This is a genomic window from Pseudomonas sp. GW821-FHT07B01 (assembly GCF_059419065.1).
On record NZ_JBWKRA010000005.1, the window covers coordinates 273038 to 288264 of the forward strand.

The 15227-nt window shown below is 59.4% G+C and carries 9 protein-coding genes; 2 read left to right on the plus strand and 7 right to left on the minus strand.

Annotation, left to right across the window (positions count from 1 at the left end):
* Positions 1 to 4: 4 nt before the first annotated feature.
* Genes efeO (AC07S6_RS08460) through efeU form a run of 4 tightly spaced genes read right to left on the minus strand, consistent with a single transcriptional unit; the run spans position 5 to position 4223 of the window.
* Positions 5 to 820 carry an iron uptake system protein EfeO gene (gene efeO / locus AC07S6_RS08460; protein WP_490614895.1) on the minus strand — a complete coding sequence of 272 codons (816 nt, stop codon included), beginning with the start codon at positions 818 to 820 and terminating at the stop codon, positions 5 to 7.
* 25 nt (positions 821 to 845) lie between these two features.
* Complete coding sequence (efeB, locus tag AC07S6_RS08465) at positions 846 to 2150, minus strand: iron uptake transporter deferrochelatase/peroxidase subunit (protein ID WP_490614896.1); 1305 nt, start codon at positions 2148 to 2150, stop codon at positions 846 to 848.
* A 14-nt stretch (positions 2151 to 2164) separates the two neighbouring features.
* On the minus strand, positions 2165 to 3367 hold the full coding sequence (efeO, locus tag AC07S6_RS08470) for an iron uptake system protein EfeO (protein WP_495112082.1): 1203 nt from the start codon (positions 3365 to 3367) through the stop codon (positions 2165 to 2167).
* Between the two features lie 10 nt (positions 3368 to 3377).
* Positions 3378 to 4223: an iron uptake transporter permease EfeU gene (gene efeU, locus AC07S6_RS08475; RefSeq protein WP_034127362.1), complete on the minus strand. Its 846-nt coding sequence runs from the start codon at positions 4221 to 4223 to the stop codon at positions 3378 to 3380.
* Positions 4224 to 4391: 168 nt separating this feature from the next.
* Here efeU and AC07S6_RS08480 point away from each other — a divergent pair, with 168 nt between their 5' ends.
* Both AC07S6_RS08480 and AC07S6_RS08485 read left to right on the plus strand, forming a co-directional pair.
* Positions 4392 to 5405, plus strand: coding sequence for an AraC family transcriptional regulator (locus AC07S6_RS08480; RefSeq protein WP_495112083.1), 1014 nt, complete (start codon positions 4392 to 4394; stop codon positions 5403 to 5405).
* 198 nt (positions 5406 to 5603) lie between these two features.
* Positions 5604 to 9110, plus strand: coding sequence for a hypothetical protein (locus AC07S6_RS08485; RefSeq protein ID WP_495112084.1), 3507 nt, complete (start codon positions 5604 to 5606; stop codon positions 9108 to 9110).
* A 770-nt stretch (positions 9111 to 9880) separates the two neighbouring features.
* Here AC07S6_RS08485 and AC07S6_RS08490 read toward each other — a convergent pair.
* The 3 genes from AC07S6_RS08490 to AC07S6_RS08500 all read right to left on the minus strand — a co-directional run bounded on the left by AC07S6_RS08490 (position 9881) and on the right by AC07S6_RS08500 (position 15214).
* Complete coding sequence (locus AC07S6_RS08490; RefSeq protein ID WP_495112085.1) at positions 9881 to 10405, minus strand: hypothetical protein; 525 nt, start codon at positions 10403 to 10405, stop codon at positions 9881 to 9883.
* Between the two features lie 217 nt (positions 10406 to 10622).
* On the minus strand, positions 10623 to 12038 hold the full coding sequence (locus AC07S6_RS08495) for an efflux transporter outer membrane subunit (RefSeq protein WP_368987808.1): 1416 nt from the start codon (positions 12036 to 12038) through the stop codon (positions 10623 to 10625).
* Positions 12035 to 15214, minus strand: a complete 3180-nt coding sequence (locus tag AC07S6_RS08500; protein WP_094775327.1) for an efflux RND transporter permease subunit — start codon at positions 15212 to 15214, stop codon at positions 12035 to 12037. The genes AC07S6_RS08495 and AC07S6_RS08500 overlap by 4 nt, the downstream gene beginning before the upstream one ends.
* Positions 15215 to 15227 lie beyond the last annotated feature (13 nt).

Sequence of the window (15227 nt, forward strand, 5' to 3'; positions counted from 1 at the left end):
TCGATTAGTTGAGTCCCAATTTCCCACGCAGAGTGGACAAATCTTCCGCCAGTGTATTGACCGGGCCCACTAAAGCCTTACGGTCGTTTTCCTTGACTTTGTCGTAGGTCTCGAAGCCGCCATCCGGGGTCTTGTACTTGGCCAGGATCTTATCCACGGCGGCGAAGTTCTTATCGACCTTGACCAAAAAGGCCTTGTCTTGGCGGTCGATCTGGCCACGGAACAGGTCGACGATTTTCTTTGCACCGTCGATGTTGCCTTGGAAGTCGTACAGGTCGGTATGGCTGTAGCGGTCTTCCTCGCCGGAAATCTTGGTGGCGGCGACTTCTTCAAGCAGCGCTGCGGCGCCGCCAACGACTTTTTCCGGCGGGAAGGTCAGGCCGTCAACCCGGGTTTTCAGGTCCAGCACGTCCTTGTTGAGTTTATCGGTCAGGGCGTCGAGGCCCTGGGTGGTGTTCTCGGAGAACAGGCTGTACTCGATGCGGTGGAAACCGGTGAAGTCTTCGGCCTTCACGCCTTTCTCGTGATCGTCGACGCGTGAGTCAATGGACGCGTCGAGGTCGCTGAACAGCTCGGCGATCGGCTCGATGGACTCATAGTGCACACGAGTCGGCGCGTAGAGCTTCTTGGCGGTGGCCAGGTCGCCTTTATTGATGGCGTCAGTAAACACCTGGGTCTGGGTGACCAACTCACCGATTTCTTCGGTGACGTAGATTTTGTAATCCGACACCGGGCCCACCAGGTCCAACGGCGCAGTAGCGGCGAAGCTTGCCAGTGGCGAAAGGCTGATTAACAACAACGCGATAGACGACTTCTTCATGGGAGGCATTCCGCTGTGGTGTGTTTTAGGTCTTGGCAGGGGTGTGAGGGTGCGTTGCGGCGAGCAGCGTGCGACCGATGAAATCCTTGGGCCCGGTGACCCCCGGCAAGGTAAAGAAATACCCGCCACCCACTGGCTTGAGGTACTCCTCCAGCGGTTCGCCGTTGAGCCGGGTTTGCACGCTGATAAATCCTTTCTCCAGGTCAGCCTGGTAGCAGATGAACAACAAGCCCATGTCCAGTTGACCGTTTTTATTGACGCCGTTGGAGTAGTTGAACGGCCGCCGCAGGATCAGGTTGGCCTGGGTCTGCGGGGTACGCGGGTTGGCCAGGCGGATGTGGGCATCAAGCTTGGTCAACTTGCCTTGCGGGTCCTTGCTGTAGTCCGGAACCTGGGTTTCGTGCTGGCCGTCCATGGGCGCGCCCGTGGGTTTGATACGGCCGATGATGCTTTCCTGTTCTTGCAGCGGGGTGCGATCCCAGCGCTCGACAAAGTTACGGATGATGCGCACGGCCTGGTAACTACCATGGGCGGCCCAGGCCGGCTCGTCGCTGGTGGGCTGTACCCATACGATCTGGTCCATGGCCTTGCCATCGTTGGAGTTGGGGTTGGCCGAGCCATCGCGAAAGCCCAGGAAGTTGCGCGCACTCTGTGCCGGTTCGCCGGGCTTGGTCGGTGCCTGGGGCGGCACGCTGCCTTCTTGCTTCCAGCGCACCAGCAGCAGGTCTGGCAGGTTTTTGACGATGTCGCGCAGCGCGTGGATATTGGTGTCTGGGGTGTTGGAGCTGAACTGCAGGCTCAGGTCGCCGTGACACTGCGCCGGTTCCAGTGCATCGTTGGGAAAACCGACCATGCGACTCAGGCGCTTGGGCTTGGCGGCGGCAAGGCCGAAGCGTTCGTCGAACAACGACTCACCGACCGATACGGTAATGGTCAGGTTATCCGGCGTGACCACAGGGCCAAGGATGCCGGAATCGGTGGGCGGCAATTTCGGGTCGACCTGGGGCACGGTGCCGCCGGTCATCAGGAATGCGATGCGCTCGTTGAGGGTGCGGAACAGACGCTCCAGGTCTTCGCGGTCGCTGGCCAGTACATCGAACGCCACGACCATGCCGCAGGCCGGGCGCGGGGTGACGATGCCGCTTTGGTGCTTGCCGAAAAACGTCTGGTGGTCCTGGGTCTTGTCACTGCGCGGTGCGGTGGTGACTTGCTCGGCCGCTGCCGCCATTGCCGGGCAGGTCAGGCTGCTGCCGGCAATCGCAGCGCCGGTGGCCGCCATGCCCAACAGGACGCGGCGACGTTGGAGGTCAAACTGTTCTGTATCACTCATGTATGCGGTCGTCTTCACTGCAGGCCGGAAAGGCCAAGGGCGGGGTCGATTCCATCGAGTGCAACGGCCAGAGCCTTGGCCTTGTCGCCGATCTGCTTGCGCTGATCAGCTGTAACCTTGTCGTAGCCGGGGTAGCGGTCATTCACCTTGAGCCCTTCGAGTTCGGTGTCGAAGGCGTGGAGCGCGTTGTCGATAGCGGGCAACAGGTCGGCGGCGGACTTGACCAGCAACGGGCGCATCAGGTCGACCACCTTGCGCGCGACCTGCAGATTGGCGGCAAAGCCGTTCAAGTCGATGTGGCTGTAGCGTTCCTCTTCACCGCTCGCCGCCCGCACGTCCGCCAGGCTGTTGAGGTTGCGGACCACGATGCTCACCAGTTGCTCCGGGGGCAGGGACTGGGCCAGTAATTGCTGCTTGAGCGTGGTCACGTCGGTAACCAGGCGTTGGGCGACCGGCGCGAGGCCATCAAGGCTGTGTTGCTGGAACAGGCTGTATTCGAGGCGGTGGAAGCCGCTGAAGGCGGGGTCCTGCTCGCGCTGTTCAAAATAATCGGCGCGTGCATTGATCGCGTTATCCAATTCGGCCAGACGCTGAGACGCCGGCGCCAGGCGCTGATACGCCTCGCGCGCCGGTATATACGCCGCCTGGGCCTGGGCCAGGTCGCCGGCGGCGATGGCCTGTTGCAGGGCCGTCACGGCCTTGACCAGCGTGCCGCCTTGGCTGCTCAGGTACACGCGAAACTCCGATAACGGGCCGATAAAGGCCACCATCGACGGCTTGGCCTTGGCCTGGGCGTCAGACTCTGCCGTGGGCGTGACATGCAAGGTGCCGCGCGGGTTGCTCAGCAGGCCACAGGTAATGGCGTAGTCGCCGGGCAGCAGGTTGGCGTTGATCACTTGGCTCAGGCCCGGGGCGATGTTTTCCCGCTCTTCGACCACCAGCACGCCGTCGAGGATTTCCCACTCCACCGCGCGGTCGGAGCGATTGATGATGCGAAAGCTGGCATGCCCGGCCGGTACCGTCAGGGCGTTGGGTTCGCAGGCGTGGCCGTGGATGGTCACCGCGATTTCATTGTGGTTGGTCTGGCGCTTGCCGGCGGCCAATTGCGAGGCGTAGTAGAACAGGCCTCCGGCGGCGATCATCACCACCACCGAGCCGGCCACGCCCCAGCGCAGGGCGCGGGACGGCGGGGCCGATTGAGGGGTTGGGTTGGACAAGAGACGGTCCTTACTGGCTGGAAACGGAAGAGGTATTGGCTACGGGCTGGGTAGGGGCCGCGGGCAGGAAGAACATCACCAGGGCCACCACCAGGTAAATCAGATAGGCGCCCAGGGTGCTCACGGTCGGCGCCTCCTGGTAACCGAACATACCTGCCAGTACCGAACCGAGCGGGCTGTCCATGGGCAACGCAGCGCTGAAGTCGAATAGCACGGTCTGCCAGTGATTCCACACGCCGGCTTCATGCAGGGCTTGCACCGAATTGGCGAGAATGCCGGCCGCGACCACCAGGATGAACAGGCCGGTCCAGCGGAAAAACGCGCTGAGGTTCAGGCGCATACTGCCGGAATAAATCAGCAAGCCCACGACAATGGCCAGGGCCAGGCCAAGCAGGGCGCCCACCGGAGCGCCCGGACCTTCGCTTTGCTGGAACACGGCCAACAGGAAGAACACCGTCTCCAGCCCTTCGCGGGCCACGGCGAAAAACACCATGGCGATCAGGGCGAACACCTGGTGCCTGGAGCCGGCCAACGCATGGTCGAGGGATTCATGCAGCGAGTGTTTAATCGAGCGCGCCACTTTGCGCATCCAGAACACCATGGAACTGAGGATGCCCACGGCCACCAGACCGACGACACCTTCAAACAATTCCTGCTGCTTTTGCGGGAATTCCGCACTGACCAACTCCAGGCCGCCGCCCACCAGCAGCGCCAGCGCTGCCGCCAGGAATACGCCGATCCACACCGCAGGCATCCACTGGCCACGCCCGGTCTGTTGCAGGTAACTGGCGATAATGCCAACGATTAATGCCGCTTCAATGCCTTCGCGCAGCATGATTAAAAAAGGAACGAGCATCGGGCACCCGGGCACAACTAGTTAGGGAGCTAAGTTGTAACATAATGATACTCATTGCTAAACAAGAAATATTGACCTTTGCTGAACGTGGGCTGAACGGTGGTGGCGAAGCGCAACCGCCTTTATGATGCAGACCACCCAGACTGCAGCCGGACAGTTCAACGCCCCATGTCGGAAAAAGACACTATCTCCATCCACCTTGTGCGCGAAGCGCTGTTGCACAGTTGCGCGCCGGGAGCGGCCACCGTTGAGGCATTGAGCAAAGTCGGGATTGACCCGACGTTGCTTGAGCAGCCCGACGCTCGCGTGGCGGCCACGGCCTATGCACGCCTGTGGCGCTTGCTGGCGCGGCGCAGGGACGATGAGTTTTTTGGTATGGACCCACGCACACTCAAGTCCGGTAGCCTGGCGTTCCTGTGTCGCGCCTCCATGGCGCAACCCAGCCTGGCGGCCGGCCTGGAAACCGGCTTGGGGTTTCTCTCGTTGATGCTTGAGCATCTGCCGGCCCAACTGGTTCGCCAACAGAGTCTGGCGGAGATCGTCCTGCTAGAACCTGGTGAGCCAAAACGCGCTTTTACCTATTTCACCTATTGGATGATCGTCCACGGCGTCGCCTGCTGGCTGGCGGGGCGGCGCATTCCGATCCTTGCCATTGAACTGCGTTGCGCGCAGCCGGACTTCTGTGACGATTACCGGGTGATGTTTTCTGACAACCTGCGCTTTGATCGACCCCGCACCCGCATGATCTTTTCAGCCGACTGTCTCGATCTGCCGATCAAACGCAGCCCCGAAGAACTCAAGCGCTTCCTTGCCCATGCGCCGGCCAACATCCTGGTCAAATACCGCGATCCCGAAAGCCTCGCCACCCGCATCAAGCACGACCTGCGCCAAATGCCGCCCGATACCTGGCCTGAAACCGAAGGCCTTGCGGCCAGCTTGTGCATTTCCGCGTCCACACTGCGCCGCCGGCTGGCAGAGGAGGGGCAGACTTATCAGGGCCTCAAAGACGGTATACGCAAGGAGCTGGCGATTGTGTGGCTGGCTGAACCGCAGATCAGTTTTGCCGAGATTGCGTCGCGGTTGGGGTTTGCCGATACCAGTTCGTTCTACAAGGCGTTCCGCAAGTGGTCCGGGTCCAATCCGGGGCACTTGCGCAGCCTGATTCTGCGCGACGCGAGCTGAGTCGGCGGCATTTAGCGTAGCGAAAGGTCTGGCTTGCGCCTCGTCTTTTTCCTATGGAGCCAGCGCAGATCTTCTCTCAGTCTGGAACCCCTTATTGAACGCTGGGTGATGGACGTGTTATCAAAAGTTCTTGGAGCAATACCTCTTCCCTCTTCAGCGCGTTTCGGTCCCCCACCTTTTGTTACCCCTCCGGAGGTCTTGTCATCGTGGGTTGCCGGGGCGGATCCCGCGCAACACAGATTCACCCAAGGCGAGGCGGACGCGATTGACCGGCAAGCCTGGTTGACCGTGTTGGAGCGCGGTGTGCTCGATAAGGCTGACTATGCCTTCGTCGACCTGGCGAACCTGCGGTTCAACCTGGCACCCCGTCCTGGCGCTGTCGACAAAGACATCACCGCGCTGGCGTTTCTGCAACAAAGTTTTCCAGGGCTGAGTGGTGAAAACCTGCCGCAAACGGCCGCGCAGGTGCGTAACCTGATCAATTGGCAGCGTCTTGGGCTACCATCGAGCCCCGCCTTGGGCAACTACACCTGGGCAACTGCGCAGGCACCGGAGCCAGGCCACCCAAGCCTGAGCCTTGACGAACGCCAACGCTTGGTCGAGGCGTTAAGAACCTATGTCGGCGACGGCATCCTCACCAGCATGAACGTGACCACGCAAAACATGGATGATCAGATCACTCGGCATCTGAGTAGCCATGCACCGCTCAATCGCTATCGGCAGAACACATTGCTGGCTGCCATTGGGCGTGATCCTGCCGGGTTTTCAAACGACCAGCGCAACCAACTGCTGCTGACTGCCCTGATGTTGAGCATTGACCCCGAGCTGGGGCAGCGTAGAAACCATATCGCAGGTTATGACCTGTACTCACCGGCTAACGCCGGGCGTACCCTGGCAGAAGTCAAGGGCGACTTGAAGGCGCATCTGGTGCGCAATAAGGGCGTGCGGCCCGAGGCGGTGGATGCCACTGTGCATATCATGCTGGCCAGTGTTGCTCCAGAGTTTGTGCTGCCAGACACGCCGGGTACGTTGCGCATCGGCTCTCCTGCCTGGGTGGTGCTCAGGAAAACTGTCGCGTTGCTGGAGGAGTCAGCAGAGGGCTCCAGCCGCACCCTCACCTATGATCAGGTGCTGGAGCGTGCCATCCTCCAGGCGCTGACGCCGGAGCAAGTGGTGTTGTTTCATGCCATCGAAACAGAACCGCTGCTTGATTGGGCAACGATGCACGGGGTCATTGCTCGGCGAGCTGACGATCCGTACACCACCCAAGACCTGCAAGTCGCGGCGACAAAATACAACGACTATATCGAGAGCTCTCATCAGGCCCTTGTAACACTGAGCACCCCGATAAAAGACCGGCGAGCGCGAGCACAGGCTGACCTCGAACGCGTGCTTCCCGGGCACGATCTGAACGAACCGATGCATACCGTGGCGTACCGGTTTCCCCAGTTGCTGTCTAATATGGTGCCCGGGTTACCCTGGTTGCAGCGCAATCTCGGCTTTAAGGAAAGCCTGGTTGACCTACACATGAGCGGCAATCTCAAGTACGGTAAATTTGCCTCGACCAGGCTTAAGGATATGACTGGCGCCACGCTGTTCAAAGATGAATATGACCCCAGGCTGGCTTCCCTGCGGGTGCACTTCACGAGGTTGAAACATTCCGGGCAATCCCTTGCTCAGGCCATCAAGGGTGACACCGAGCGCTTTCAAAAGGCCGTCTCCACGGGCCTGAAAGACATTCTCAGCAAAATGCCCTACGCGGACCGGCAGGTACTGGCCACTCAGGAACTGACCTTTTATCAAGTCGAGGCCGAGTCCATTAATGGCGCAGGCACTCGCATCACAGATGCCGATGAGCAACTCCAGGCGGTGAGGGGGCGCTATGGCTTCCTGATCGGCGTCGGGCAGGGCAAAGATGCCAAGTGTTATGAGTTTTTCCCCATGAGCGGCACCTATGTCGAACGGCACGACTTCAAGGCGATGCTGGCCAACGGCGAGGCAATCGTCCCGCGGTTGTGGGTGACCCGTATGAAGTCCCACGTGGACGGTCCACGGGCGGGGGCGTCCGAGGTACAGATCAGGGCATTGCGCGAAACACTGCCGGCGGCGACATCTTCACAAACGCTGGCACCGCTTGGTTTTTTTTCGGAGCGGGCCAATGCGATTGCTGACTACGTAGCCCAACGCAATCTGGTGCTGGATCCCGAACAACTCCTCACTACCGCAATGGGGCAAACGGCCTCGGAGCGTTTCCAGGATCAGGTCAAACGGGTCAGTAAAACACTTGTAAATACATTGATTCCCTTCAAGGCTTGCTACGACGACATTGTCTCCGGGCACGTCAAAAAAGACCTGAGAGCGTTGACAGGGTGCGCCACCGACGTTGCGGTAGCCATTACTGTCGTCGCAGGAGGTGCAGCGGAGGGGGCTGCAGCGTTCGATAAGGCGCAAACCGGCTTTTCCAGGCTGGCGGCGGCTACCCGGGCGGTGGGGACAGTCACCAACGGTTTGCTCAATCCATTCGCCGGCCTCTCTGAACCTCTGCTCAAAGCCGCCAATTGGGTAGGAAGCCGCCTGTATCGGCTTGGAGAGAAGTCCCAGAGCGTGGTGCGCGCCGCTTGGAAAGCGCAACTCGAAGAACAACGGGTCGGGCGCGTTCGGCAAATGCGCCGCGACTCGCTAAAAAGCACAGAAAAGCCGCAGGAAGAGCGCCCGGTGGCGACGCAACCGAACGACGGCAAAGTCAAGCCAGGGCCGATAGCCACACGCGCAGAGGTCAAGGAACTCATCGAGCGTTCGCAGCCGCTGATGGTGTCCAAGGTGGACGATGCACTTAAAGCGATAGCAGATCCTGCGCTGACTGCAGACGTGGACTTTGTGCTCAAGAGCTTCCAGGGCATGTCACCTGTTCAGGCACGAAAACTGATGACCTCTCGACTTTCGCGGCTCAAGACCAACGCTCAAGCGCTGACTGCCAGAAACGTGAAGTTCATGCGCTCCCAGGACCATCAATGGGTTGCGCAGGTCATCCCTGAAGATTTCAAGGTCGACAAGACGGGAAAATTCATGGAGGTCAACATCGATGGTGCCAAGCACTATTACCAGCATTTCGGCTCCCAGGAAGGCGCTATGAGCAACGCGTTGATTCATGAACTGGACCACCTGCCAGGCCCCGTGAGCCAAGGTACGCTTGATTTCGCCTACCTCACGCGGTTGAGAAAAAACGAAGAAAATGCCGCAGGCTTGCTCAACCTGGCTCAAGGGCATACCGACCCTGGAGTGTTGGTCCTGCCAGGTGCAGATGCACCAAACCTGGTGAGCAAGACAGGCGTCAACATGTTTGGCTCGCGCGCCGGTAGCCTCAACGCGGATTCCACGATGACCAGTGTTGCCCTGCTGTCTCAGCTCAAGACAGACCCCAAATTGTTCAAGCAGAACCGCGCGATGATTGAAGCCGCGCAGGCGGCTTTCGGGGAATTACCGATCACCGATCAGGTACCCATAAAAATCGTCAGCAAACGCTCTGCGCGCGCCCCCGCGCCAGGGTTGATCTACGCGATAGAGCAGGGCTCCAGGAAGCTGATCGGAGTTTATCGATTAATGCAGCAGCCTCCCGGTACCGTGCTTCCCGAGCGCCCGCCCACGCACCAGCCGGCACGTGACCAGGCGTTCAAGGCCTATGTGCAAGAGCACTTGGTATTTTGAAAAAAGTTCTTTTTAGAATGGGCGGCCAGGACGGCACCTGACTTGCGTGAAAGTGGCGTTACAGGCGGGATTAGGAAATAACTGACAGCGCCCTTCGCTTGAGTATGACAGACCCTGCCTTATTGTTTTTAGGAAGTGGCTGGCATATCCGAAGTAAAAAATCGTGCACAGTTTTGACGGTGATCCTACGCGGCCGCTACAGAGGCTTTTGGGTAGAGGGGTCACAGTACTTAACTGTGAGGGCGTTGCTATAGCTGAATGAGCACGTGGTGTGATGACCTTCATGCGTTAAGTTTTCAATCCATAATGTGATGGTGAACTTATGAAGCGTTTAATTGCGTTACCCTTTAGTGCGTTGATGGTGGTGTCTGTTCAGGTGTCTGCGCTTTGCTTGAATATTTCAGAAAACTTTAGTGGGATAATAGGGGCAGATAACGAAACTACAGCGCATGGGCCGTTCACAATAGGCGGTAATAACGGCTGTTCCGCAGCCAATATTGAAGCAATGGTGTCTGCAGGCGGGGCGGGGAGGGCGCCCCAGATTTCTATTGAGCGAGAAGTCGGCTCTTCTTGGACAAAGGTAGCGGCTAATCCTCTGTCACCTCGCGTGTCCTGGCTGGGGCCTTTTGGCACATATCGAATCCGAGTGCATAACCCTGACGCCGTATCCAAGACCTATTCAGGAACCGTAAGATACGGGCGCTGAGCGGTAAGAGAAGCAGTGTGTCAGGTCCTCTGGCACACTGCAGTCTGTGCAGACTGACTCTAAATCAAGCACGTTCTTCCACTGATAAATCATTTTTTGAGGAGCCCGAAAAATACGCAAGCGCATTAATCGCGCGATTGGCGTCAACCATGCCCTGTATATACTCCGGAATTCCCTGTGAGCGCCCTACATCCGGGTTGCTTTTCACAAACGCGAGGTAGTCAGCCAACTTTTCATCAAACAAGGCTATCGCATTGAATTTCACGTGCGTGTTTGTTTGCTTTCCATTGACGTCAGATGCACCATCTCCGGATATGAATATTAGGAAAGCCTGTGTATCGATGATTTTACTGTCGTACAGTCTCCTTCCGACCGTCTTAAGTTCATCTGTGCTTATAGAAGTCATATCATAGTTTTTTAAAAAATCTTTCAGCTCTGCAATGTCGTCTTGCTGCCACATGCGCAGCTCATCAACGGCTTTGGACTCTTCAGTAAAAGTAAATGTGTTCGTCGTTTTCTCTGGATTTTTGATAACAAAAGCATCTGTCTGTTTGGAAAGTGTATTGGGGATTACCAATCTCATATCCATGCTCGTCTCCTTATAGGATAAAAGGTTCACCCTGCTATCGACCTCTTGCGACAGATATTTAACCTGTTTGAATATTTGGGAAGCGTCTTTCAGACAAGTATTACATGTAAGCCAAATTGATTGATCCGCTAATGCCAGGGTAAAAAAAGCCCCGCGACCGAATGGACCGCAGGGCTAAAAATTGGCTGGATGCGACCAACCAAAGGAGCTCTTTACATCACTTGCTGCTAGCCACCACCGTATCCGGCTGCCAGCCACCACCCAACGCCTTGTAGATCGCCACAATGCCGCGATACAGGTCGACTTCGGCCTGGGCCTGGGCGTCTTCGGCGGCCAGGCGTTCGCGCTGGGCGTCGAGCAGGACCAGGAAGTCCACGGTGCCTTCGCGGTAGCGGATCGCCGCAAGGTCGGCGGCGGCGCGGCTGGATTCGCTTTGGCGGATCAGCGAGACCAGGCGTTGCTGGCGCTTGCCGTAATCGCTGAAGGCGTTCTCGGACTCTTCCAATGCCAGCAACACTTGCTGTTCATAGGTCGCCAACGCGCCATCGGCTTCGGCATTCGCGCCACGCAAACGCGCGCGTACGCTGCCCAGGTCAAACGCGGCCCAAGTGATGCTCGGCCCCAGAGACCAGGCATTCGCGGCGGCCGAGCCGATCTGCGAACCGCGCCCGGCGGTGAAGCCGAGGAAACCGCTGAGGCTCACCCGTGGGAACAGGTCGGCCTTGGCCACGCCGATACGTGCGGTGGCGGCGGCCAGTTTGCGTTCGGCGCTGAGGATGTCCGGGCGTCGTTGCAGCAGTTGCCCCGGGTCGCCAATCGGCAACGCCTTGGCAATCGCTGGCAGGTCTTTCGGGCTCAGGTCCACGCTCAGTTTGTCGGGGCGCTGGCCGAGGAGGGTGGCGATGCGGTTGCGCTCGCGCACTTGTTCGGCCTGCAGTTGCGGCACGCTGGCTTCAACTGCTGCCAGGCGCGCGTCGGCACGTTCCACGTCGAGCTGATCACCGACGCCGGCATCACGCAGGCTGACGGTGATGGTGCGCGATTCCTGCTGGTTCTTCAGGTTGTCCAGGGCAATGCGTTCACGCAGTTGCGCTCCACGCAGTTGACCGTAGGCATCCACCAGTTCGGCAATCATGGTGACTTGCAGCTGGTACAGGTCGGCTTCGGCCACCTGTTGGTCGGCGTCGCTGGCTTCCAGGTTGCGGCGGATGCGCCCGAACAAATCCACTTCCCAGGCCATGTCCAGGCCCAGGTCGTAGCGCTCGCTGTTGACACGCTTGGTGGTCTGCCCGGGAATCTGGCCCTTGCCCACATCGCTGCTGGCGCGAGAGGTGACCACCGGCATGATGTCGTTGGCCGCGTCATCACGGATAGCCCGTGCCGCCCGCAGGCGGGCAAAGGCTACGCGCAAATCACGGTTGCCGCTCAGCGACTGGGTTACCAGCTGGTTGAGCGTGGGGTCTTCGAACTGCTGCCACCAGATGCCTTCGTACTTGGCATGGTCGTAGCTTTTGCTGTCGGCGGCGGCCGTGATATTGGCCGCCTCCAGTGGCTGGGTCTTGTAGTCCGGGCCTACGGCACAGGCGGCGAGCGCCAGCACCAACAGGCTCGGCAGGAATACTTTCACACTCATTGCTGTGTCTCCAGCTTCAAGGCCTTGGCCGCTTTGCGCGCTTCACTGCGCTCGACATAGCGACGGATCAGTACGTAGAACACTGGTGTCAGCAACAGACCGAAGAAGGTCACACCGATCATCCCGGAGAACACCGCCACGCCCATGGCATGGCGCATCTCGGCGCCGGCACCGCTGGACAGCACCAACGGCACCACACCCATGATGAACGCGAACGAGGTCATCAGGATCGGCCGCAGACGCAGGCGGCAGGCTTCCAGTACTGCGGCGAGCGGGTCGAGGCCTTCCTGCTGTTTATCCTTGGCGAACTCGACGATCAGAATCGCGTTCTTGCACGCCAGGCCCACCAGTACAATCAGGCCGATCTGGGTGAAGATGTTGTTGTCGCCGCCCGAGATGATCACCCCGGTAATGGCCGACAGCAGTGTCATCGGTACGATCAGGATCACCGCCAGCGGCAGGCTCCAGCTTTCGTATTGGGCGGCGAGCACCAGGAACGCCAGCAGTACGCAGAGCGGGAATACGAACAGCGCGGTATTGCCCGAGAGGATTTGCTGATAGGTCAGGTCGGTCCACTCGTAGGTCATGCCGTTGGGCAGTTCATCTTTGAGCAGCTTTTCAATCGCGGCCTGGGCCTGGCCAGAGCTGTAGCCCGGCGCGGCGTTGCCGTTGATTTCGGCGGTGATGAAGCCGTTGTAGTGCATCACACGGTCCGGGCCCGAGGTGTCGCTGACCTTGATAAAGGTCGCCAGCGGGATCATCTCGCCTCTGTTATTGCGCACTTTCAATTGGCCGATCTGGTCGGAGTCCTGGCGGAACTGCTGCTCGGCCTGCACGTTGACCTGATAGGTACGCCCGAAGCGGTTGAAGTCGTTGGCATACAACGAACCCAGATAGACCTGCAGCGTGTCGAAGATGTCGCTGATCGCCACGCCGTGGGTCTTGGCCTTTTCGCGATCGATGGCGGCGTCGACTTGCGGCACGTTCACGGTGTAGCTGGTGAACAGGCCGAACAGTTCAGGCACGCCGTGGCTCTTGGCGATCACGTTCTGCACTTCTTTATACAGCTCGTCATAGCCGAGGTTGCCACGGTCTTCGATCTGCAGGCGGAACCCGCCGATGGTGCCCAGGCCTTGTACCGGCGGCGGCGGGAAGATCGCCATGTAGGCCTCTTCGATATTGGCGTATTGGCCGTTCAGTGCACCAGCAATCGCACCGGCGGACATGCTCGGGTCTTTACGCTCATCGAACGGCTTCAAGGTCACGAACACGATGCCGCTGTTCGGGCTGTTGGTGAACCCGTTGATCGACAGGCCCGGGAAGGCAATTGCAGCTTCCACGCCGGGTTGTTTCAGGGCGATCTCCGACATGCGCTTCATCACGTTTTCGGTGCGGTCCAGGCTTGCGGCGTCGGGCAGTTGGGCGAAGGCCACCAGGTATTGCTTGTCCTGGGCCGGTACGAAACCGGTCGGCGTGTGGGCAAAGCCGAAGAACGTCAGCACCATCAAACCTGCGTAGACGAACAAGGCAATGCCGCTGCCGCGAATCACTCGGCGTACGGTGCCTACGTAGCCATGGCTGGCCTTTTCGAAAAAGCGGTTGAAAGGACGGAACAGCCAGCCCCCGAAGACCTTGTCGAGGAACTTGGAGAAACGGTCCTTCGGCGCGTCGTGGCCGCGCAGCAGCACAGCGGCCAGGGCAGGGGACAGGGTCAGGGAGTTGAACGCCGAGATCACGGTTGAGATCGCGATGGTCAAGGCGAACTGCTTGTAGAACTGCCCGGTCAAGCCACTGATAAAGGCGGCCGGAATGAACACCGCACACAGCACCAGCGCCGTGGCGATGATGGGGCCGGTCACTTCACTCATGGCTTTTTCGGTCGCCGGGAACGGCTCAAGCCCCAACTCGATATTACGCTCGACGTTTTCCACCACCACGATGGCGTCATCCACCACGATACCGATGGCCAGCACCAGGCCAAACAATGACAGGGCGTTGAGCGAGAACCCGAACAGGTGCATCACCGCAAAGGTACCGATCAAGGATACCGGCACCGCCACCAATGGAATGATCGAGGCGCGCCAGGTCTGCAGGAACAGAATCACCACCAGCACCACGAGGATCAGTGCTTCAAACAGGGTATGCACCACCGCTTCGATGGAGCCGCGCACAAAGATGGTCGGGTCATAGGCGATGCGATAATCCATGCCCGCCGGGAAGCTCTTTTTCAGCTCGGCCATCTTGCTGCGCACATCGTTGGAGATGTCGATGGCATTGGAGCCGGGACGCTGGAAAATCGGAATCGCAACGGCCGGCTGGTTATCGATCAACGAGCGCAGCGCGTATTGGCTGGAGCCCAGTTCGACCCTGGCGATGTCCTTGAGGCGGGTGATTTCACCGTTGGCGCCGGCGCGAATCACGATGTTCTCGAACTCTTCTTCAGTGACCAGGCGGCCCTGGGTATTGACCGACAACTGGAAGCTGGTGTCACTCGGCGCAGGCTGTGCGCCCAGGGCACCGGCTGCCACCTGGCGGTTCTGCTCGCGGATCGCCGTGACCACATCGGTGGCGGTCAGGTTGCGCGAAGCGGTTTTGTTCGGGTCCAGCCACACGCGCAGTGAGTAGTCGCCCATGCCGAACAACTGCACGTCACCGACGCCGCCCAGGCGGGCCAGTTCATCCTTGATATTGAGGATCGCGTAGTTGGACAGGTACAGCATGTCATAACGCTGATCCGGGGAGGTCAAGTGCACCACCATGGTCAGGTCGGGGGAGGCCTTGTCCACGGTAATACCGATGCGCGTCACTTCCTCCGGCAGCTTGGGCTGGGTGCGCGTCACACGGTTTTGCACCTGCACCTGCGCGTTGTCCAGGTCGGTGCCCAGGGCGAAGGTGATGGTCAGGGTCAGCTTGCCGTCGGCGGTGGATTGCGAGGACATGTACAGCATGTTCTCGACGCCAGTGATGGCTTGCTCCAACGGCGCGGCCACGGTTTCACCGATGACTTTGGGGTTGGCGCCCGGGAAGTTGGCGCGCACCACCACGGTCGGCGGCACCACTTCCGGGTATTCGCTGATCGGCAGTTGGAACAGCGAGATTGCACCGGCAATCAGGATCAACAGCGACAGCACCGCTGCGAAGATCGGCCGTGAAATGAAGAACTTGGAAAAATTCATCTTGAGTCGTATC